This window comes from Bacillus sp. LJBS17 (assembly GCF_019334685.1).
Taxonomy (GTDB): Bacteria; Bacillota; Bacilli; order Bacillales; family Bacillaceae; genus Bacillus; species Bacillus subtilis.
In genome coordinates this window covers 2,448,089-2,467,459 of sequence record NZ_CP079759.1, presented here as the reverse complement: position 1 = coordinate 2,467,459, position 19,371 = coordinate 2,448,089, and the positions used below count along the sequence as shown (strand labels likewise).

Below are 19,371 nucleotides of genomic sequence, written 5' to 3'. Positions count from 1 at the left end.
GGGGGATTTTGTTTCATGTCGTGGATCGTCAATAAGCAATCGTCACAAGAGGAGCTTGCCGGGCGTTTCCGCAAGCTGATGTCAGCACCGGACATTCTTCAAATTCCCGGCGCCCATGACGGGATGGCCGCTTTGCTTGCGAAAGAAGCCGGTTTTTCTGCTATTTATTTGTCCGGTGCTGCCTATACAGCCAGCAGGGGGCTGCCTGATTTAGGGATCATCACATCGGCAGAGATAGCTGAACGGGCCAAAGATCTTGTGCGTGCAGCTGATCTGCCTTTGCTTGTGGATATCGATACGGGATTTGGCGGTGTCTTAAATGCCGCCCGAACAGCCCGGGAGATGCTTGAAGCCAGGGTAGCAGCCGTTCAAATGGAAGACCAGCAGCTCCCAAAAAAATGCGGACATTTAAATGGCAAACAGCTAGTTCCGATAAAGGAAATGGCGCAAAAAATAAAAGCCATTAAACAAGCGGCACCCTCCCTTATTGTTGTTGCCCGTACTGATGCCAGGGCGCAGGAAGGGCTTGATGCCGCAATAAAACGTTCAGAGGCTTACATTGAGGCGGGAGCGGACGCAATTTTCCCGGAAGCGCTACAGGCGGAGAATGAATTCCGCCAGTTTGCTGAGCGTATCCCCGTTCCGCTCCTTGCGAATATGACTGAATTTGGGAAAACGCCGTATTATCGTGCCGATGAATTCGAAGATATGGGGTTTCACATGGTGATATATCCTGTCACCTCGCTTCGAGCGGCGGCAAAAGCTTGTGAGCGGATGTTTGGTTTGATGAAGGAGCACGGCTCACAAAAAGAAGGACTTCATGATATGCAGACACGAAAAGAACTGTACGATACGATTTCTTATTATGATTATGAAGCGTTAGACAAAACGATTGCCAAGACCGTTTTGCCTGACGAATAGTGCAACAAAAAAAGCCGGAGCATCCTCCGGCTTTTTTGCAGCTATCGTTTTCTGAATCGCGGGCTGACTTGATTGCGTTTTCTGTCTCTGTATAAAATGAACCCGGCCAGCACATAGAGGCCGATCGCAAAAAAGATGAATCCTGACAACCCTTGGAGCCAAAGAGCTGAAAATGGCTTGATTGTATGGCCGAAAAGTGTATCTCTCATCAGTTTAATGCCTAAAGCAGAAATAGCCCCGGGGGTGACTAATATTAAAAGCGCAAGAAGTCGGCTCATCTTCAGAAAACCCCTTTATCTTTTCATTTCCTTTATTGTCCAGCGGAAAAAATATTTTGTCAAGAGAAGAAAACGTGGTAACATAGGGTTGTGCAAATTATTGCAACGGAATAAATAGGTGTGCAAATTTTTTCATACAAAGGGGTATCGGGATGCAAAAGGTACTGATAGTAGGTGCCGGCAAAAGGGGAACGGCGTTATTACATATTCTGATTAAAACAGCCATCATAGATATCATTGCCGTAGTTGACAAAGACCCCGAGGCGCCGGGATTGAAAGAAGCAGAACAGTATGGGATTGCCGTATCATCTGATTGGAAACCTTACATACAACAAAAACCGGATATCGTCATTCATACCACCGGCGATCAAGCCGTGTTTGACGAGCTCCTTCAAAGAAAGCATGAAGATACCATTGTCATGCCGGGAAAAATGGCATACATCGTTTTTCAGCTGATGGAAGAAAAGCAGCACCTGATTCAAATGCTAAAAGAGCAAACCTATAAATATGACAGAATTTTTAATTCCACCCATGATGGAATGATTTTTATTGATATCAATGAAGAAATCATTCTCTTTAACCATATGGCCGAAAAAATGGTCGGAAAAAAACGTGAGGAAGTCATTGGGCGCCCAATAAAAGAAGTGATTCCGAGCACGAAGATGCCGCGGATTTTAAAAACAAGAGTGCCTGAATACAACCAGAAGCAACTGTTAGGCGATCATTTGCAAATTGTGACCACAAGACTGCCGATTATTGATGAAGGCGGACGTCTGCTCGGGGCTCTTTGTGTGTTTAAAGATATCACTGATGCGGTCGAGCTGGCAGAGGAAGTGACCAACTTAAAGCAGGTCCGTACGATGCTGGAGGCGATTATTCAATCCTCCGATGAGGCGATTTCTGTCGTTGATGAAAACGGCATCGGCCTGCTAATCAATAAAGCATATACGAAAATGACGGGGCTTTCTGAAAAAGAAGTCATCGGCAAGCCTGCAAACACTGATATTTCCGAAGGCGAAAGCATGCATTTAAAGGTGCTTGAAACAAGACGTCCTGTCCGCGGTGTCAGAATGAAGGTCGGCCCGAATGAAAAAGAGGTCATCGTTAATGTAGCACCGGTGATTGTGGACGGGATTTTGAAAGGCAGCGTCGGCGTGATTCACGATGTTTCCGAAATTAAAATGCTGACAGCGGAGCTTAATCGCGCCAGACAAATTATTCGCACGCTTGAAGCGAAATACACGTTTGACGACATTATCGGCAAAAGCGAGCAAATGCTGGTTGCGCTTGAGCAGGCGAAGCTCGGTGCGAAAACACCGGCAACCATCTTGCTGCGCGGGGAATCAGGAACAGGAAAAGAACTGTTCGCCCATGCCATCCATAACGAAAGTGACCGGAAATACAATAAATTTATTCGCGTGAATTGTGCAGCCCTTTCTGAAAACCTGCTCGAATCAGAATTGTTCGGCTATGAGGATGGTGCGTTTTCAGGAGCGAAGCGCGGCGGTAAAAAGGGTTTATTTGAGGAAGCAAATAACGGCAGTATTTTCTTAGATGAAATCGGTGAGCTGACACAAAATATGCAGGCCAAATTGCTACGCGTCCTTCAAGAAAAGGAAATCGTCAGAGTGGGCGGCACGAAAGCGATCCCTGTCAACGTCAGAGTGATCGCGGCGACAAATGTAAATATTGAAAAGGCGATGGCGGACGGAACATTCCGGGAAGACCTGTATTACCGGATCAATCGCTATCCGATCTCCATCCCGCCTTTGCGGCAGCGGTTGGAGGACATTGAAGCATTGAGCGTCAGACTTATCCAAAAGATCAACCGGGATTACGGCAGGAATGTAAAAGGGCTCTCACAGCAAGCCTTGCGCGCCTTATCTGCCTACCATTGGCCTGGGAATGTCCGGGAGCTTGAAAATGTCCTTGGACGAGCCATGATTTTTCTGAATCCGCATATGGAATGGATTGAAAAAGATCACTTGCCTGTATTCGAACTTGAGCAAAAAGAAAATGACACAGATCAGGGAACAGGTTTTGATTTTCCGGATATTGAAGGCGAAAAGCTGTCTGTCGCAGTAGAAAAATTTGAAGCGCATTTGATCCAGCAAACGCTTGAAAAGCATCATTTTAACCGGACAAAAACAGCAAAAGCTCTCGGTGTCAGCATTCGGAACTTATATTACAAAATGGATAAATATGGCCTTGCAAATGAAGGCATGCAATAATTTGCAGAATAAACGCAAACATCTGCACGAATGTTTCGGTATACCTGGTATGACAGCACCCTTAAGAGCTGGCATGGAACTTGCATAATAAAAGGCGGAGTCGAAACAAGGAAGGTGGTAACAGATGAAGCTGAAAGATTTAATCGGCAAAGCGTCGATACACAAAAATAAGACCATTGCGGTTGCTCATGCTGAGGATGAGGAAGTGATCCGGGCTGTAAAGCTGGCAGCCGAGCACCTATCCGCCCGTTTCTTGTTAACGGGCGACAGCAAAAAACTGAACGAGCTGACATCATCCATGCAAGGGCATCAAGTGGAAATCGTCCATGCCAATACTCCTGAGGAATCGGCGAAATTAGCGGTTCGTGCTGTGCATCATAAAACAGCGGACGTTTTAATGAAAGGCAATGTGCCGACTTCTGTTTTGCTTAAAGCGGTATTGAACAGACAGGAGGGGCTTCGGTCAGCAAGTGTCCTTTCCCACGTGGCTGTCTTCGATATACCGAATTTTGACCGGCTGATGTTTGTGACAGATTCGGCAATGAATATTGCTCCTTCGCTGGAAGAGCTTCGGCAGATTTTGCAAAATGCCGTTCATGTGGCCCATGCAGTGGGGAACAATATGCCAAAAGCAGCTGCCCTTGCAGCGGTCGAAACGGTGAACCCTAAAATGGAAGCGACCGTGAATGCAGCTGCTCTAGCTCAAATGTACAAAAGGGGCCAGATCAAAGGCTGCATTGTTGATGGACCGCTTGCTTTGGATAACGCAGTTTCACAAATTGCCGCGGCCCAGAAAAAAATTTCGGGAGACGTAGCGGGCAACGCAGATATCCTTCTCGTCCCAACAATTGAGGCCGGCAATATTTTATATAAATCACTGATTTATTTTGCCAAGGCCAGCGTGGCGGCTGTCATTACAGGAGCAAAAGCACCGATTGCCTTAACAAGCAGAGCGGACTCTGCTGAAAATAAACTGTATTCCATTGCGCTGGCAATATGCGCATCTGAAGAATACACACATTAGGAGGAACGAACATGGAACTTTTTAAATATATGGAGAAATACGATTACGAACAATTGGTATTCTGCCAGGATGAACAATCTGGATTAAAAGCGATTATCGCCATTCATGATACAACGCTTGGTCCGGCGCTTGGTGGAACGAGAATGTGGACATATGAAAATGAAGAAGCGGCAATTGAAGATGCGCTCAGATTGGCTAGAGGCATGACCTATAAGAACGCGGCGGCCGGCTTAAACCTTGGCGGCGGAAAAACAGTCATTATCGGCGATCCGCGCAAAGACAAAAATGAAGAAATGTTCCGCGCGTTTGGCCGCTATATTCAAGGGCTGAACGGCAGATACATCACGGCTGAAGATGTGGGCACAACGGTCGAGGATATGGATATCATTCATGATGAGACAGACTATGTCACAGGGATTTCTCCTGCTTTCGGCTCTTCTGGAAATCCGTCCCCAGTCACAGCGTACGGGGTGTACAGAGGAATGAAGGCAGCAGCTAAAGCTGCTTTTGGAACCGACTCTCTTGAAGGAAAAACCATTGCTGTACAGGGTGTTGGGAACGTAGCCTATAACCTTTGCCGCCACCTGCATGAAGAAGGAGCAAACTTAATCGTTACGGATATCAACAAACAATCTGTACAGCGTGCAGTTGAAGATTTTGGCGCCCGTGCTGTAGATCCTGATGACATTTATTCACAAGACTGCGATATTTATGCGCCGTGTGCCCTTGGTGCGACTATTAACGACGACACCATTAAACAGCTGAAGGCGAAAGTGATCGCAGGTGCGGCTAACAACCAATTAAAAGAGACACGCCATGGTGATCAAATTCACGAAATGGGCATCGTTTATGCACCGGATTACGTGATTAACGCGGGCGGTGTTATCAACGTGGCAGATGAGCTTTACGGCTATAATGCAGAACGTGCATTGAAAAAAGTTGAAGGCATTTACGGCAATATCGAGCGTGTACTAGAGATTTCTCAGCGTGACGGCATTCCTGCATATTTAGCGGCTGACCGCTTGGCAGAGGAACGAATTGAACGCATGCGCCGCTCAAGAAGCCAGTTTTTGCAAAACGGCCACAGTGTATTAAGCAGACGTTAAGAAATTGATCTGGAGGTTATGAAAGTGCTACATGACGAAAAACGCATTCTCACAATTAATCCAGGCTCAACTTCAACGAAAATCGGTGTTTTTCATAACGAAAGAAGCATTTTTGAAAAAACATTGAGACACAACATAGAAGAGCTGCAGCGATTTGACCGAATTATTGATCAGTATGAATTTCGTAAAAACCATATTCTCGAAACGCTTCATGAACAGGGAATCAATATCTCAAAGTTTGATGCAGTCTGCGCAAGAGGCGGCCTTCTCCGGCCAATTGAAGGCGGGACCTACGTAGTGAATGATGAGATGATTGAGGATTTGAAAAGCGGCTACGCCGGTCAGCATGCTTCTAATCTCGGCGGCATTATCGCGCGGGAAATCGCTGATGGCCTGAATATCCCTTCGTATATCGTCGACCCTGTTGTCGTAGACGAAATGTCAGTGCTTGCGAAAGTTTCAGGCATGCCTGAAATTGAACGGAAAAGCATTTTCCATGCGTTAAACCAAAAAGCTGTCGCTCGTAAAGCGGCAGCCTCTCTTGGCAAACGATATGAGAACATGAAAATGATTATTACCCATATGGGCGGAGGTATTACAATTGGCGTCCATGACCGCGGGCGAGTGGTAGATGTCAATAACGGCCTGCACGGCGAGGGACCATTCAGTCCTGAACGAGCAGGAACAGTGCCTGCGGGAGATCTTGTTGATCTATGTTTTTCAGGGGAATATACAAAAGAAGAAATCATGAAAAAGCTTGTTGGCACCGGCGGACTTTTCGGCTATCTCGGTACAAATGATGCAGTAAAAGTAGAACAGATGATTCAAGGGGGCGATGAAAAAGCCCGCTTCATTTATGATGCCATGGCATATCAGGTAGCAAAGGAAATCGGGGCAGCCAGCGCGGCGTTAAAAGGCGAAGTTGAAGCGATTGTGCTGACGGGAGGCCTTGCGTACGGCAAAAGCTTTGTTTCTGCTATCAGATCATACATAGATTGGATTTCAGACGTTTTAGTCTATCCGGGTGAAAATGAACTGCAGTCTCTTGCCCAAGGGGCGCTCAGAGTATTGCAGGGCGAAGAGCAATCCAAACAATATCGTATTGAATAGACAGACAGGAGTGAGTCACCATGGCAACTGAGTATGACGTAGTCATTCTGGGCGGCGGTACCGGCGGTTATGTTGCGGCCATCAGAGCCGCTCAGCTCGGCTTAAAAACAGCCGTTGTGGAAAAGGAAAAACTCGGAGGAACATGTCTGCATAAAGGCTGTATCCCGAGTAAAGCGCTGCTTAGAAGCGCAGAGGTATACCGGACAGCTCGTGAAGCCGATCAATTCGGGGTGGAAACGGCTGGCGTGTCCCTCAACTTTGAAAAAGTGCAGCAGCGTAAGCAAGCCGTTGTTGATAAGCTTGCAGCGGGTGTAAATCATTTAATGAAAAAAGGAAAAATTGACGTGTACACCGGATATGGACGTATCCTTGGACCGTCAATCTTCTCTCCGCTGCCGGGAACAATTTCTGTTGAGCGGGGAAATGGCGAAGAAAATGACATGCTGATCCCGAAACAAGTGATCATTGCAACAGGATCAAGACCGAGAATGCTTCCGGGTCTTGAAGCGGACGGTAAGTCTGTACTGACTTCAGATGAGGCGCTCCAAATGGAGGAGCTGCCACAATCAATCATCATTGTCGGCGGAGGGGTTATCGGTATCGAATGGGCGTCTATGCTTCATGATTTTGGTGTGAAGGTAACGGTTATTGAATACGCGGATCGCATATTGCCGACTGAAGATCTAGAGATTTCAAAAGAAATGGAAAGTCTTCTTAAGAAAAAAGGCATCCAGTTCATAACAGGGGCAAAAGTGCTGCCTGACACAATGACAAAAACATCAGATGATATCAGCATACAAGCGGAAAAAGACGGAGAAACCGTTACCTACTCTGCTGAGAAAATGCTTGTTTCCATCGGCAGACAGGCAAATATCGAAGGTATTGGCCTAGAGAACACCGATATTGTTACTGAAAATGGCATGATTTCAGTCAATGAAAGCTGCCAAACGAAGGAGTCTCATATTTATGCAATCGGAGACGTAATCGGTGGCCTGCAGTTAGCTCACGTTGCTTCACATGAGGGAATTATTGCTGTTGAGCATTTTGCAGGTCTCAATCCGCATCCGCTTGATCCGACGCTTGTGCCGAAGTGCATTTACTCAAGCCCTGAAGCTGCCAGTGTCGGCTTAACCGAAGACGAAGCAAAGGCGAACGGGCATAATGTCAAAATCGGCAAGTTCCCGTTTATGGCGATTGGAAAAGCGCTTGTATACGGTGAAAGCGACGGTTTTGTCAAAATCGTGGCGGACCGAGATACAGATGATATTCTCGGCGTTCATATGATCGGCCCGCATGTCACCGACATGATTTCTGAAGCCGGTCTTGCCAAAGTGCTGGACGCAACGCCGTGGGAGGTCGGGCAAACGATTCACCCGCATCCAACGCTTTCTGAAGCAATTGGAGAAGCAGCGCTTGCCGTAGATGGCAAAGCCATTCATTTTTAAAAGCATAAAGGAGGGGCTTGAATGAGTACAAACCGACATCAAGCACTAGGGCTGACTGATCAGGAAGCCGTTGATATGTATAGAACCATGCTGTTAGCTAGAAAAATCGATGAAAGAATGTGGCTGTTAAACCGTTCTGGCAAAATTCCATTTGTAATCTCTTGTCAAGGACAGGAAGCAGCACAGGTAGGAGCGGCTTTCGCACTTGACCGTGAAATGGATTATGTATTGCCGTACTACAGAGACATGGGTGTCGTGCTCGCGTTTGGCATGACAGCAAAGGACTTAATGATGTCCGGGTTTGCAAAAGCAGCAGATCCGAACTCAGGAGGCCGCCAGATGCCGGGACATTTCGGACAAAAGAAAAACCGCATTGTGACGGGATCATCTCCGGTTACAACGCAAGTGCCGCACGCAGTCGGTATTGCGCTTGCGGGACGTATGGAGAAAAAGGATATCGCAGCCTTTGTTACATTTGGGGAAGGGTCTTCAAACCAAGGCGATTTCCACGAAGGGGCAAACTTTGCCGCTGTCCATAAGCTGCCGGTTATTTTCATGTGTGAAAACAACAAATACGCAATCTCAGTGCCTTACGATAAGCAAGTCGCATGTGAGAACATTTCCGACCGTGCCGTAGGCTATGGGATGCCTGGCGTAACTGTGAATGGAAATGATCCGCTGGAAGTTTATCAAGCGGTCAAAGAAGCACGCGAAAGGGCACGCAGAGGAGAAGGCCCGACATTAATTGAAACGATTTCTTACCGCCTTACACCACATTCCAGTGATGACGATGACAGCAGCTACAGAGGCCGTGAAGAAGTAGAGGAAGCGAAAAAAAGTGATCCCCTGCTTACTTATCAAGCTTACTTAAAGGAAACAGGCCTGCTGTCCCATGAGATAGAACAAACCATGCTGGATGAAATTATGGCAATCGTAAATGAAGCGACGGATGAAGCGGAGAACGCCCCATATGCAGCTCCTGAGTCAGCGCTTGATTATGTGTATGCGAAGTAGGGAGGAAGAACAAATGTCAGTAATGTCATATATTGATGCAATCAATTTGGCGATGAAAGAAGAAATGGAACGAGATTCTCGCGTTTTCGTCCTTGGGGAAGATGTAGGAAGAAAAGGCGGTGTGTTTAAAGCGACAGCCGGACTCTATGAACAATTTGGGGAAGAGCGTGTTATGGATACGCCGCTTGCTGAATCTGCGATCGCAGGAGTCGGTATCGGAGCGGCAATGTACGGAATGAGACCGATTGCTGAGATGCAGTTTGCTGATTTCATTATGCCGGCAGTCAACCAAATTATTTCTGAAGCGGCTAAAATCCGCTACCGCAGCAACAATGACTGGAGCTGTCCGATTGTCGTCAGAGCGCCATACGGCGGAGGCGTGCACGGGGCCCTGTATCATTCTCAATCAGTCGAAGCAATTTTCGCCAACCAGCCCGGACTGAAAATTGTCATGCCGTCAACACCATATGACGCGAAAGGGCTCTTAAAAGCCGCAGTTCGTGATGAAGACCCAGTGCTGTTTTTTGAGCACAAGCGGGCATACCGTCTGATAAAGGGAGAGGTTCCGGCTGATGATTATGTCCTGCCAATTGGCAAGGCTGACGTAAAACGGGAAGGCGACGACATCACAGTGATCACATACGGTCTGTGTGTCCACTTCGCCTTACAAGCTGCAGAACGTCTCGAAAAAGATGGCATTTCAGCGCATGTGGTGGATTTAAGAACAGTTTACCCGCTTGATAAAGAAGCCATCATCGAAGCTGCGTCCAAAACTGGAAAGGTTCTTTTGGTCACAGAAGATACAAAAGAAGGCAGCATCATGAGCGAAGTAGCCGCAATTATATCCGAGCATTGTCTGTTCGACTTAGACGCGCCGATCAAACGGCTTGCAGGTCCTGATATTCCGGCTATGCCTTATGCGCCGACAATGGAAAAATACTTTATGGTCAACCCTGATAAAGTGGAAGCGGCGATGAGAGAATTAGCGGAGTTTTAAAGACGTAAGGGAGGATACAATCATGGCAATTGAACAAATGACGATGCCGCAGCTTGGAGAAAGCGTAACAGAGGGGACGATCAGCAAATGGCTTGTCGCCCCCGGTGATAAAGTGAACAAATACGATCCGATCGCGGAAGTCATGACAGATAAGGTAAATGCGGAGGTTCCGTCTTCTTTTACTGGTACAATAACAGAGCTTGTGGGAGAAGAAGGCCAAACCCTGCAAGTCGGAGAAGTGATTTGCAAAATTGAAACAGAAGGCGCGAATCCGGCTGAACAAAAACAAGAACAGCCAGCTGCATCAAAAGCCGCTGAGACTCCTGCTGCAAAAAGTGTCGAAGCCGCTGATCAGCCCAATAAAAAGCGCTACTCGCCAGCTGTACTCCGTTTGGCCGGAGAGCACGGCATTGATCTAGAACAAGTAACAGGAACAGGTGCCGGCGGGCGCATCACACGAAAAGATATTCAGCGCTTAATTGAAACAGGCGGCGCGCAAGAACAGAAGGCTGAGGAGCCGAAAACAGCAGCTCCTGCACCGAAGTCTGCATCAAAACCTGAGCCAAAAGAAGAGACATCATATCCTGCGTCTGCAGCCGGTGATAAAGAAATTCCTGTCACAGGTGTAAGAAAAGCAATTGCTTCCAATATGAAGCGCAGCAAAACAGAAATTCCGCATGCTTGGACGATGATGGAAGTCGACGTCACAAATATGGTTGCATATCGCAACAGTATAAAAGATTCCTTTAAGAAGACAGAAGGCTTTAATTTAACGTTCTTCGCCTTTTTTGTAAAAGCGGTCGCTCAGGCGTTAAAAGAATTCCCGCAAATGAATAGCATGTGGGCGGGGGACAAAATTATTCAGAAAAAGGATATCAATATTTCAATTGCAGTTGCCACAGAGGATTCTTTATTTGTTCCGGTGATTAAAAACGCTGATGAAAAAACAATTAAAGGCATTGCGAAAGAAATTACCGGCCTAGCTAAAAAAGTAAGAGACGGAAAACTCTCAGCAGATGACATGCAGGGAGGCACGTTTACCGTCAACAACACAGGTTCGTTCGGATCTGTTCAGTCGATGGGCATTATCAACTACCCTCAGGCTGCGATTCTTCAAGTAGAATCCATCGTCAAACGCCCGGTTGTCATGGACAATGGCATGATTGCTGTCAGAGACATGGTTAATCTGTGTCTGTCCTTAGATCACAGAGTGCTTGACGGTCTCGTGTGCGGACGATTCCTCGGACGAGTGAAACAAATTTTAGAATCGATTGACGAGAAGACATCTGTTTACTAAATAAGAAAAAAGAGCATTTTTTGAAGTTTTGTTTCAAAAAATGCTCTTTTTCTATTATTCAGCGATTCGTATTTTCATTTCGACACGATATTCTTCTTGTTTTTTCGGGGAGTAATGAATCGGTATGATTAACTCGTATACATCACTGACAACTGTTAATTGGCGGTCTGCGATATACTTGATAAGCTTCTGTAAGTTGAGAAAATAATGTTCAGGCGAAAAATTATACGCGATACACGCATACCTCCCTTTAGGGATCGTTTTGATTTCCATATCCGGCGTAATTGATGAAATCTGTTTATTCGTCAATACAGGCGTGAAAATATGACGGTAAGTCATTTCATCAATGCTGGTGTAGGGCTGAAAAGAGAAAGTAGCGCCGTAGCTATTGTTCGTAAATCCATCTGCTGACTCGATAAATTTTTTTAATTTGCTGTAGGAGGCATTGAGCACGTTTTCAGGCCCGATTCCTTCTGCCTCTGTCTGAATGATCCGTATTTCTTCTTCATCTAAAACAAACACCTCACCGAGCGCGGGATATTCCATCTGCCGTTTCATCCGCTTTTTCACCAATGAAATGGTTTGCTCCAGGGCTGATAAAAAGTCTAATTTCTCCCTGATTTGCCTCTCCTGCTCTGTATAAAAAGCAAACAGTTCTTCCATCTCTAAGTCCTGTGCTTTTTTCATCTCTTCTAAAGGTGTGCCGATATATTTCAATGATTTGATCAAATCCAGATGAATGAGCTGAGAATCTGTATAATAGCGGTAGCTGGTATCCGGGTCGACGTAGGCGGGTTTAAATAAATCAATTTTATCGTAATAACGGAGCGCTTTAATCGACACGTTTGCCAGTTTTGAAACTTCCCCAATTGAGTAATACGATTCCTTCATGTCATCACTCCTTCTATCATCAGTATAAAGAAGAAGCGCATTCTTTGCAGTACACAAAGAATGCGCTTCTTATCACGTGCTGGCTTTAAGATGTGCAGGCGCTTTCCAAGCAATGGTCAGTGCAATCCCTATGGCTAAGGTGACCGTTGCAAAGTAGAAAGGATAGTTTACATCAATATCGAACAGCATTCCGCCGATAATAGGCCCGAATACATTGCCGATACTTGTAAACATTGAATTCATACCGCCGGCAAACCCCTGTTCATTTCCCGCAATTTTTGACAGGTAAGTCGTTACCGCAGGCCGCATGAGATCAAATCCGACAAATACAGTGACCGTAACCAGCAGAATCGCAACATATGAATGGACTGTTGTCAGCAAGAATACCAGACTCGTAGAGAGAATTAAGCTGTACCGAATTAAATGGATTTCGCCAAACCATCTTGTGAAGCGGTCGAATAAGACGACTTGCGTAATGGCGCCAACAATCGCTCCTCCTGTAATCATAATGGCAATGTCGCTGGCCGTAAAACCGAATTTATGATCCACGAATAATGCAAATAAAGATTCAAATGATGCTAAACCAAAAGATGAAATTAAGATAATGAGAAAAGCTATGAAATACATGGGGGCAAAAATCCGTTTAAAGCCTGTCTTCTGCCCTTTTATTTCCTGATTTTCAGGGTTTCGTTCCGGCTCGCGCAGCGTGAGGATTGATAAAATGGCTGCTAACAGTGCAAAAGCTGCCGCAAAGAAAAAAGGCAGCCGGGAATGGACTTCTGCTAAAAATCCCCCGATGCCGGGGCCGATAATAAATCCTGTTGAAATAGCGGCTGACATATAACCGAGCGCTTTTGGCCTCGTTTTAATGGTCGTGATATCTGCAATAAAAGCCGTGACCCCGGGCATAATGAAGGCTGCGCTGATACCGCCCAGCATACGGGAGATAAATAACATCTCAACTGTTTTTCCAATACCGAATAAAAACTCCGACACACTAAAGAACAACAGGCCGATCACGATCATGATCTTGCGCCCGAAGCGATCAACCCATCGTCCGGCTATTGGTGAGACAATGAGCTGTGTAATAGCGAAGCAGGCAACCATATAGCCGACCGCGGTCCCCGATAAATGCAATTCATTCATAATGGTCGGCGTTACTGGAATCACAAGCCCGATCCCCAAAAAAGCAATAAATAAATTGGTTAATAATATCGTTAAGGTAATATTTTTCTTCTCCATATGACTTCCCCTTTTTCAAGTGTGTATCCCTTATACTGTAAGACCTCCTCCTAGGGGAGAGTCAACGGATTTGCAAAATCTTTCTAAAGCCTTATGACAGTTATTCATTTGCGGGAACAAGCATGTCGATATGCTGCGGCAGAACCTGAATGACTGCGGGTGTATGTGTATAAACTTCTCCATCCATATCCGCCTTTTTGGCAGTGTCTGTTTCAATTTCGATACGGGAGGCCTGGACATAGGACAGCTCTCCGGTAAAACGATCAATTGAGCCCTGTTCCATGCTCATCAGCTCCCGCAGCGCGGTGAGGTTGGTATTGCGGCATATGAGAACATCAAGTAAGCCGTCTTCAATACTGGCATCGGGCAGAGGAATTCGATTCGTTCCAATGTATTGGCCATTCATCACAAGCAGCATAACGGCTTCTTCTTTAATTTCTTCTCCATCAATTTTCAATGTCATCGGAAACGATGCAGCGGATGAGACGGTTCGCAATGCACTTGTAAAATAGCTGATTTTTCCCAATAATGCTTTTTCCGTTTCATTAATTTGATTCGACGTTTCTGCAATTAAGCCGATCCCCCAGAAATTTAAAAAATAACGGTCATTCATCTGACATACGTCTACGCTGGTTTTATTTCCTGCCATAAGTGCTTCCGCGGCCTTTGCAAGATTTTGAGGGATGCCAAGCACTCTTGAAAAGTCATTGCACGTGCCGCCGGGCAAAATTCCGACCGCGGGTTTTCTTTCTAGAGCGCTGATAGCATTTATGCATTGATGGATCGTGCCGTCGCCGCCGAGAATGAAGACGGTGTCGACAGAATCATCAATGGATCGGCAAAAATGATACGCATCATCCTTTTTCTTTGTCTGTTTAATAATCACCTCATCTAAATGGTGAGATAAAACCGGCACCACAGCACCAAGTGCTTTTTCTATATTTTTGTTGCCGGCATTTCCGTTATGAATCAGTAACGCTTTCCGGTGGCTCATATCCAACTGCTCCTTTATTTTACTTCTGGTTATATAATCCCCTTTTTCTGTAAGCAGTAAACGAAGAGCAAAAAAAGTGCACGGCGAAGCAAAGTCATTTGCCGATATGGACGTTTCCTTGCTATCATAAGAACAGATGATGAAAAAGGAGAGGTCTTCATTGAACATGGACTTTAATTTATTTATGAATGATATTGTCCGCCAAGCGAGACAAGAAATAACAGCTGCCGGATACACCGAGCTTAAAACAGCCGAAGAGGTGGATGAGGCACTTACGAAAAAAGGAACGACGCTTGTCATGGTAAACTCTGTTTGCGGATGCGCCGGAGGAATTGCAAGACCGGCAGCCTACCATTCCGTTCACTATGATAAAAGACCTGATCAGCTCGTCACCGTTTTTGCCGGACAGGATAAAGAAGCGACAGCGCGTGCGCGTGACTATTTTGAAGGTTATCCGCCATCTTCTCCGTCCTTTGCGATTTTGAAAGACGGAAAGATCATGAAAATGGTAGAGCGCCATGAAATTGAAGGCCATGAGCCGATGGCCGTAGTGGCAAAGCTGCAGGAAGCCTTTGAAGAATATTGTGAAGAAGTATAAGACGAACAACCCGGATGCCCAAGCGGCCCGGGTTTTTTTGTGCATAAATTTCCAAGGATATATGAATAAATATTAAAGGATTATTCAATCGGATTGTACAGCGATTTAATTTTTATCTAGTAATATCAGAAGAGATCACTGGAAAGATAAGCTTAAAGATAATTTTTAAAAATAGTATTGCATAAAAATGAGAAACTGTTTAAAATACAAATTAACGAATAAATATTCAAATACACCAAAAGTAATGAATACGGGGGAAATGGATCATGAAAAAATGGCTCTTATTACTTGTAGCTGCTTGCATCACCTTTGCATTAACTGCGTGCGGCTCAAGCAATTCAGGTTCAGAAAGCGGAAAGAAAAAATTAATTATGGGTACTTCGGCGGATTACAAACCGTTTGAATATAAAGAAGGCGATAATATTGTCGGCTTTGATGTAGAGCTGGCAAAAGCTCTGGCAAAGAAGGCAGGCTATGAAATTGAAGTGCAGGATATGGACTTCAACAGCTTAATTACAGCGCTTAAATCAAAACAGGTGGATCTCGTTCTGTCAGGAATGACACCAACGCCTGAGCGTAAAAAACAAGTTGATTTTTCCGATGTGTATTACACAGCGAACCATATGATTGTCAGCAAAAAAGACAGCGGCATTCAATCTTTGAAAGACCTGAAAGGAAAAACAGTTGGCGTTCAGCTTGGCTCTATTCAGGAAGAGAAGGGGAAAGAGCTTTCTCCGGAATATGGTTTTAAAACAGAAGACCGCAACAGAATATCTGATTTGGTGCAGGAAATCAAATCTGACCGCTTCGATTCCGCGATTATTGAAGACATTGTTGCAGAAGGGTATTTCAAATCAAATGATGACCTGCAAGGCTTTGTGATTCCTGATGCGAAAGCGGAAGAAGCCGGTTCAGCAATTGCTTTCAGAAAGGACAGTGAACTGACAGACAAATTCAATAAAGCGCTCAAGGAAATGGAAGATAACGGAGAGCTTGAGAAATTGAAGAAAAAATGGTTCACTGGCGAGAAGTAAAAAAAGCGGCTCAACTTTTTCGTTGAGCCTTTTTATTGAATAGGAAACTTTTTTCCTGTAAGAAAAGGAGACAAAGGCTATGAATTTGGATTTTTCAGCAACGATCCCCCAAATTCCTTTTATATTAGAAGGCTTGGCAATTACATTAAAAATTGTTGTTGTATCTGCTATTATCGGACTTATACTCGGTATTGTGCTAAGCTTATGCAAGATCAGCACATTCCGCCCGTTTATCTGGATCGCTGATTTTTATACATCAGTGTTCCGAGGCACGCCTTTAGTGCTGCAGCTTATGATTGTCTATTTTGGCCTTCCTCAGCTGCTCGGATTTCAAATTGACCAGTTTTGGGCTGCGGTTGTCGCATTGTCTTTGAATTCCGCCGCTTATGTATCGGAAATTATTAGAGCCGGAATCAATGCCATTGATAAAGGGCAAAAAGAAGCTGCTGTTGCACTCGGTGTCCCGTATGGAAAAATGATGAAGGATCTGCTGCTGCCGCAGGCCTTCAAAAATATATCACCTGCAATTGTGAATGAATTAATTACGTTAACAAAAGAATCGGCGATCGTTACCGTCATCGGGCTTGGTGATGTCATGAGACGCGCATATCAAGCTGGCGCCGCCACTTACAATTACCTTGAGCCGCTTATTATCGCGGGATTGATTTATTATGTGCTTGTCCTGATTTTAACGTTTATCGGCAAGGCTGTAGAAAGGAAGCTGAAATCCAATGATTAAGGTTGAAAAGCTGTCAAAATCATTTGGGAAACACGAAGTATTAAAAAACATTTCAACAACAATCGCTGAGGGTGAGGTTGTTGCCGTGATCGGTCCTTCAGGCTCAGGCAAATCAACGTTCCTACGCTGTTTAAACCTGTTGGAAAAGCCTAACGGCGGAACCATTACAATAAAAGACACAGAGATTACGAAGCCAAAAACCAACACATTAAAGGTCCGGGAAAACATCGGGATGGTTTTTCAGCATTTTCATCTCTTTCCGCACAAAACGGTTCTCGAAAACATTATGTACGCGCCTGTCAATGTAAAAAAAGAATCAAAACAGGCTGCAAAGGAGAAAGCTGAGGACCTGCTCCGCAAAGTCGGTTTGTTTGAAAAGCGAAATGACTATCCAAACCGTTTGTCTGGCGGACAAAAACAGCGTGTCGCGATTGCCAGGGCTCTTGCGATGAATCCGGACATCATGCTGTTTGACGAGCCGACCTCCGCCCTTGATCCGGAGATGGTCAAAGAAGTGCTACAGGTGATGAAAGAGCTGGTCGAAACCGGCATGACCATGGTGATTGTCACACATGAAATGGGCTTCGCAAAAGAAGTGGCAGACCGCGTGCTGTTTATGGACCAAGGAATGATTGTCGAGGACGGCAATCCGAAGGAATTTTTTATGTCGCCAAAATCCAAAAGAGCGCAGGACTTTTTAGAGAAAATATTATAGAATATAAAAAAGAAGAAGGCTGGCCGCCTCTTCTTTTTTATTGAAGAAACAAATAGAAATGGAGTCCGACATGTTTAAAATTGGTTATCGCACAATAAAGACCGCGCTTGGAACAGCTTTGGCTATTTATATAAGCCAGTTATTGCATTTGCAAAACTTCGCATCAGCAGGAATCATCACCATTTTGTGCATACAAATCACACAAAAACGGTCGCTTCAGGCCTCATGGGCCCGCTTTGCGGCATGCTGTCTGGCAATTGTTTTTTCTTATCTCTTTTTCGAGCTTATTGGCTACCACCCGTTTGTGATCGGAGCGCTTCTTTTGATATTCATTCCGATAACGGTTCTGTTAAAAATTAACGAGGGTATCGTCACCAGTTCCGTTATTATCCTTCATTTATACATGTCCGGCGGCATTACGCTTGCTTTCATCTGGAATGAAGTTCAGCTGATTACGGTTGGCATCGGCGTCGCTCTATTGATGAACTTGTATATGCCTAGTCTTGACCGGAAACTGATTGCCTACCGCAAAAAGATAGAGGATAACTTTGCTGTCATTTTTGCAGAAATCGAACGGTATTTGTTAACTGGTGAGCAAGATTGGTCAGGAAAAGAAATTCCGGAAACGCACCAGCTCATTACGGAGGCTAAAAACCTGGCATATCGAGATGTGCAAAACCACATTTTGCGTTATGAAAATCTGCATTATCATTATTTTAAAATGAGAGAAAAGCAATTTGAAATTATCGAACGCCTTCTCCCTAAAGTGACATCGATCTCCATTACGGTAGATCAGGGAAAAATGATCGCTGAATTTATTCATGATTTGCGGGAGGCGATACACCCTGGGAATACAGCGTACAAATTTCTGAAAAGACTTGCTGACATGAGAAAAGAATTTGAGGAGATGCCGCTTCCGGCGACTAGAGAGGAATTTGAAGCGAGGGCCGCTCTCTTCCATCTTCTCGGCGAAATGGAACAATATTTAGTGATTAAAAGTTATTTTAAAGGAATAAAAGCGCAAAAATCACTCGGATGATTCGCATGAGCTCTTCCTTCATTGGTCAACCTAATGAAAAAGGAGGAGCTTATGCGTTTTTTCTTATGTTCGATTTTTATGATGATTTCACCGATTTGGCCGCTCGGCGAAAATCCGCTGCCGGGTGATCCGTATATTATTGTCAACAAGCGAACAAATGAACTTGCTGTTATCCTCGACAACAAAGTAGAAGGCGTGTATAGTGTGGCGACTGGAAAAACAGATGATTTGACGCCTGAAGGAGAGTTTTCGGTAACGGTAAAAGCGGAAAATCCTTACTACAGAAAGAAAAATATTGAAGGGGGATCTCCTGACAACCCGCTTGGGGCCAGATGGATCGGATTTGACGCGAAAGGAACGGACGGGCGGATTTATGGAATTCATGGGACAAACCGAGAGGAATCAGTAGGGAAATTTGTGTCTAACGGCTGTATACGTATGCATAACGATGAGGTCGTTCATTTGTTTCAAACGATACCAGTAGGAACGAGAGTGCTGATCACGGACGACAACCGCTCTTTTGAGGAGATTGCCATCGAGCATAAAGCTCTGATAAAAAAGCAGGATATTCCCATTGAATAAGGCGCCTGCTTTTTTATCGTTATAAAAACATGACGATTCCTGAGAGTACAGTTGAAAGAATAAAAACTCCCAAAATCACGATCAAAACGCTTTTCATCAGTTTTTGAGACATGA

20 protein-coding genes are annotated in these 19,371 nt (G+C 45.0%); 15 read left to right on the top strand and 5 right to left on the bottom strand.

What is annotated here, in order from left to right; all coding sequences use genetic code 11:
• Positions 1-15: 15 nt before the first annotated feature.
• Positions 16-921 carry a methylisocitrate lyase gene (prpB, locus tag KXZ66_RS12700; protein ID WP_004398772.1) on the top strand — a complete coding sequence of 302 codons (906 nt, stop codon included), beginning with the start codon at positions 16-18 and terminating at the stop codon, positions 919-921.
• A gap of 41 nt (positions 922-962) precedes the next feature.
• On the opposite strand, the gene KXZ66_RS12695 is transcribed toward prpB, so the two are convergent.
• Positions 963-1,199: a DUF2627 domain-containing protein gene (locus KXZ66_RS12695; RefSeq protein WP_043857790.1), complete on the bottom strand. Its 237-nt coding sequence runs from the start codon at positions 1,197-1,199 to the stop codon at positions 963-965.
• A gap of 152 nt (positions 1,200-1,351) precedes the next feature.
• Between KXZ66_RS12695 and KXZ66_RS12690 the strand changes: the two genes are divergently transcribed.
• The 8 genes from KXZ66_RS12690 (at position 1,352) to bfmBB (ending at position 11,423) form a co-directional block, all read left to right on the top strand.
• Positions 1,352-3,430 (top strand): sigma-54 interaction domain-containing protein, encoded by a 2,079-nt coding sequence (locus KXZ66_RS12690; protein WP_004398669.1) that lies wholly within the window; start codon positions 1,352-1,354, stop codon positions 3,428-3,430.
• 124 nt (positions 3,431-3,554) lie between these two features.
• The gene (gene yqiS, locus KXZ66_RS12685) at positions 3,555-4,454 is read left to right on the top strand and encodes a phosphate butyryltransferase (RefSeq protein ID WP_151870183.1); all 900 of its coding nucleotides are present in this window, start codon (positions 3,555-3,557) and stop codon (positions 4,452-4,454) included.
• A gap of 11 nt (positions 4,455-4,465) precedes the next feature.
• Entirely contained in the window at positions 4,466-5,560 is a 1,095-nt protein-coding gene (gene bcd, locus KXZ66_RS12680; protein WP_003230309.1) for a branched-chain amino acid dehydrogenase, read from the top strand.
• Between the two features lie 18 nt (positions 5,561-5,578).
• Positions 5,579-6,670: a butyrate kinase gene (buk, locus tag KXZ66_RS12675; protein ID WP_151870184.1), complete on the top strand. Its 1,092-nt coding sequence runs from the start codon at positions 5,579-5,581 to the stop codon at positions 6,668-6,670.
• A 20-nt stretch (positions 6,671-6,690) separates the two neighbouring features.
• Positions 6,691-8,115: a dihydrolipoyl dehydrogenase gene (gene lpdA / locus KXZ66_RS12670; RefSeq protein ID WP_014477284.1), complete on the top strand. Its 1,425-nt coding sequence runs from the start codon at positions 6,691-6,693 to the stop codon at positions 8,113-8,115.
• A gap of 21 nt (positions 8,116-8,136) precedes the next feature.
• A complete protein-coding gene (bfmBAA, locus tag KXZ66_RS12665; protein ID WP_097080583.1) occupies positions 8,137-9,129 on the top strand; it encodes a 3-methyl-2-oxobutanoate dehydrogenase subunit alpha in 993 nt (330 codons plus the stop codon).
• Positions 9,130-9,142: 13 nt separating this feature from the next.
• On the top strand, positions 9,143-10,126 hold the full coding sequence (gene bfmBAB, locus KXZ66_RS12660) for a 3-methyl-2-oxobutanoate dehydrogenase subunit beta (protein ID WP_004398638.1): 984 nt from the start codon (positions 9,143-9,145) through the stop codon (positions 10,124-10,126).
• A 22-nt stretch (positions 10,127-10,148) separates the two neighbouring features.
• Positions 10,149-11,423, top strand: coding sequence for a branched-chain alpha-keto dehydrogenase complex dihydrolipoyllysine-residue (2-methylpropanoyl)transferase (bfmBB, locus tag KXZ66_RS12655; RefSeq protein WP_219144582.1), 1,275 nt, complete (start codon positions 10,149-10,151; stop codon positions 11,421-11,423).
• A 54-nt stretch (positions 11,424-11,477) separates the two neighbouring features.
• On the opposite strand, the gene bmrR is transcribed toward bfmBB, so the two are convergent.
• The 3 genes from bmrR to KXZ66_RS12640 form a co-directional block, all read right to left on the bottom strand.
• Positions 11,478-12,314, bottom strand: a complete 837-nt coding sequence (gene bmrR / locus KXZ66_RS12650) for a multidrug efflux transcriptional regulator BmrR (RefSeq protein ID WP_070547513.1) — start codon at positions 12,312-12,314, stop codon at positions 11,478-11,480.
• A gap of 72 nt (positions 12,315-12,386) precedes the next feature.
• Complete coding sequence (gene bmr / locus KXZ66_RS12645; RefSeq protein ID WP_003230328.1) at positions 12,387-13,556, bottom strand: multidrug efflux MFS transporter Bmr; 1,170 nt, start codon at positions 13,554-13,556, stop codon at positions 12,387-12,389.
• 100 nt (positions 13,557-13,656) lie between these two features.
• Positions 13,657-14,550, bottom strand: coding sequence for a diacylglycerol kinase family lipid kinase (locus KXZ66_RS12640; RefSeq protein WP_167568613.1), 894 nt, complete (start codon positions 14,548-14,550; stop codon positions 13,657-13,659).
• Positions 14,551-14,710: 160 nt separating this feature from the next.
• Between KXZ66_RS12640 and brxB the strand changes: the two genes are divergently transcribed.
• From brxB to KXZ66_RS12610, 6 genes are all read left to right on the top strand, one after another.
• Positions 14,711-15,148 carry a bacilliredoxin BrxB gene (gene brxB / locus KXZ66_RS12635; protein WP_003226477.1) on the top strand — a complete coding sequence of 146 codons (438 nt, stop codon included), beginning with the start codon at positions 14,711-14,713 and terminating at the stop codon, positions 15,146-15,148.
• Between the two features lie 266 nt (positions 15,149-15,414).
• The gene (gene artP, locus KXZ66_RS12630; protein ID WP_021479986.1) at positions 15,415-16,182 is read left to right on the top strand and encodes an arginine ABC transporter substrate-binding protein ArtP; all 768 of its coding nucleotides are present in this window, start codon (positions 15,415-15,417) and stop codon (positions 16,180-16,182) included.
• A 79-nt stretch (positions 16,183-16,261) separates the two neighbouring features.
• The gene (artQ, locus tag KXZ66_RS12625) at positions 16,262-16,921 is read left to right on the top strand and encodes an arginine ABC transporter permease ArtQ (protein ID WP_003230340.1); all 660 of its coding nucleotides are present in this window, start codon (positions 16,262-16,264) and stop codon (positions 16,919-16,921) included.
• Complete coding sequence (gene artR / locus KXZ66_RS12620) at positions 16,914-17,636, top strand: arginine ABC transporter ATP-binding protein ArtM (RefSeq protein WP_014480208.1); 723 nt, start codon at positions 16,914-16,916, stop codon at positions 17,634-17,636. The genes artQ and artR overlap by 8 nt, the downstream gene beginning before the upstream one ends.
• Before the next feature lie 70 nt (positions 17,637-17,706).
• Positions 17,707-18,675 carry an aromatic acid exporter family protein gene (locus KXZ66_RS12615; protein ID WP_014480207.1) on the top strand — a complete coding sequence of 323 codons (969 nt, stop codon included), beginning with the start codon at positions 17,707-17,709 and terminating at the stop codon, positions 18,673-18,675.
• Positions 18,676-18,726: 51 nt separating this feature from the next.
• Positions 18,727-19,257: a L,D-transpeptidase gene (locus tag KXZ66_RS12610; RefSeq protein WP_043940164.1), complete on the top strand. Its 531-nt coding sequence runs from the start codon at positions 18,727-18,729 to the stop codon at positions 19,255-19,257.
• 19 nt (positions 19,258-19,276) lie between these two features.
• Here the strand turns inward: KXZ66_RS12610 and prli42 are convergent, their stop codons facing one another.
• A complete protein-coding gene (gene prli42 / locus KXZ66_RS12605) occupies positions 19,277-19,369 on the bottom strand; it encodes a stressosome-associated protein Prli42 (protein ID WP_003226489.1) in 93 nt (30 codons plus the stop codon).
• Positions 19,370-19,371: the final 2 nt, after the last annotated feature.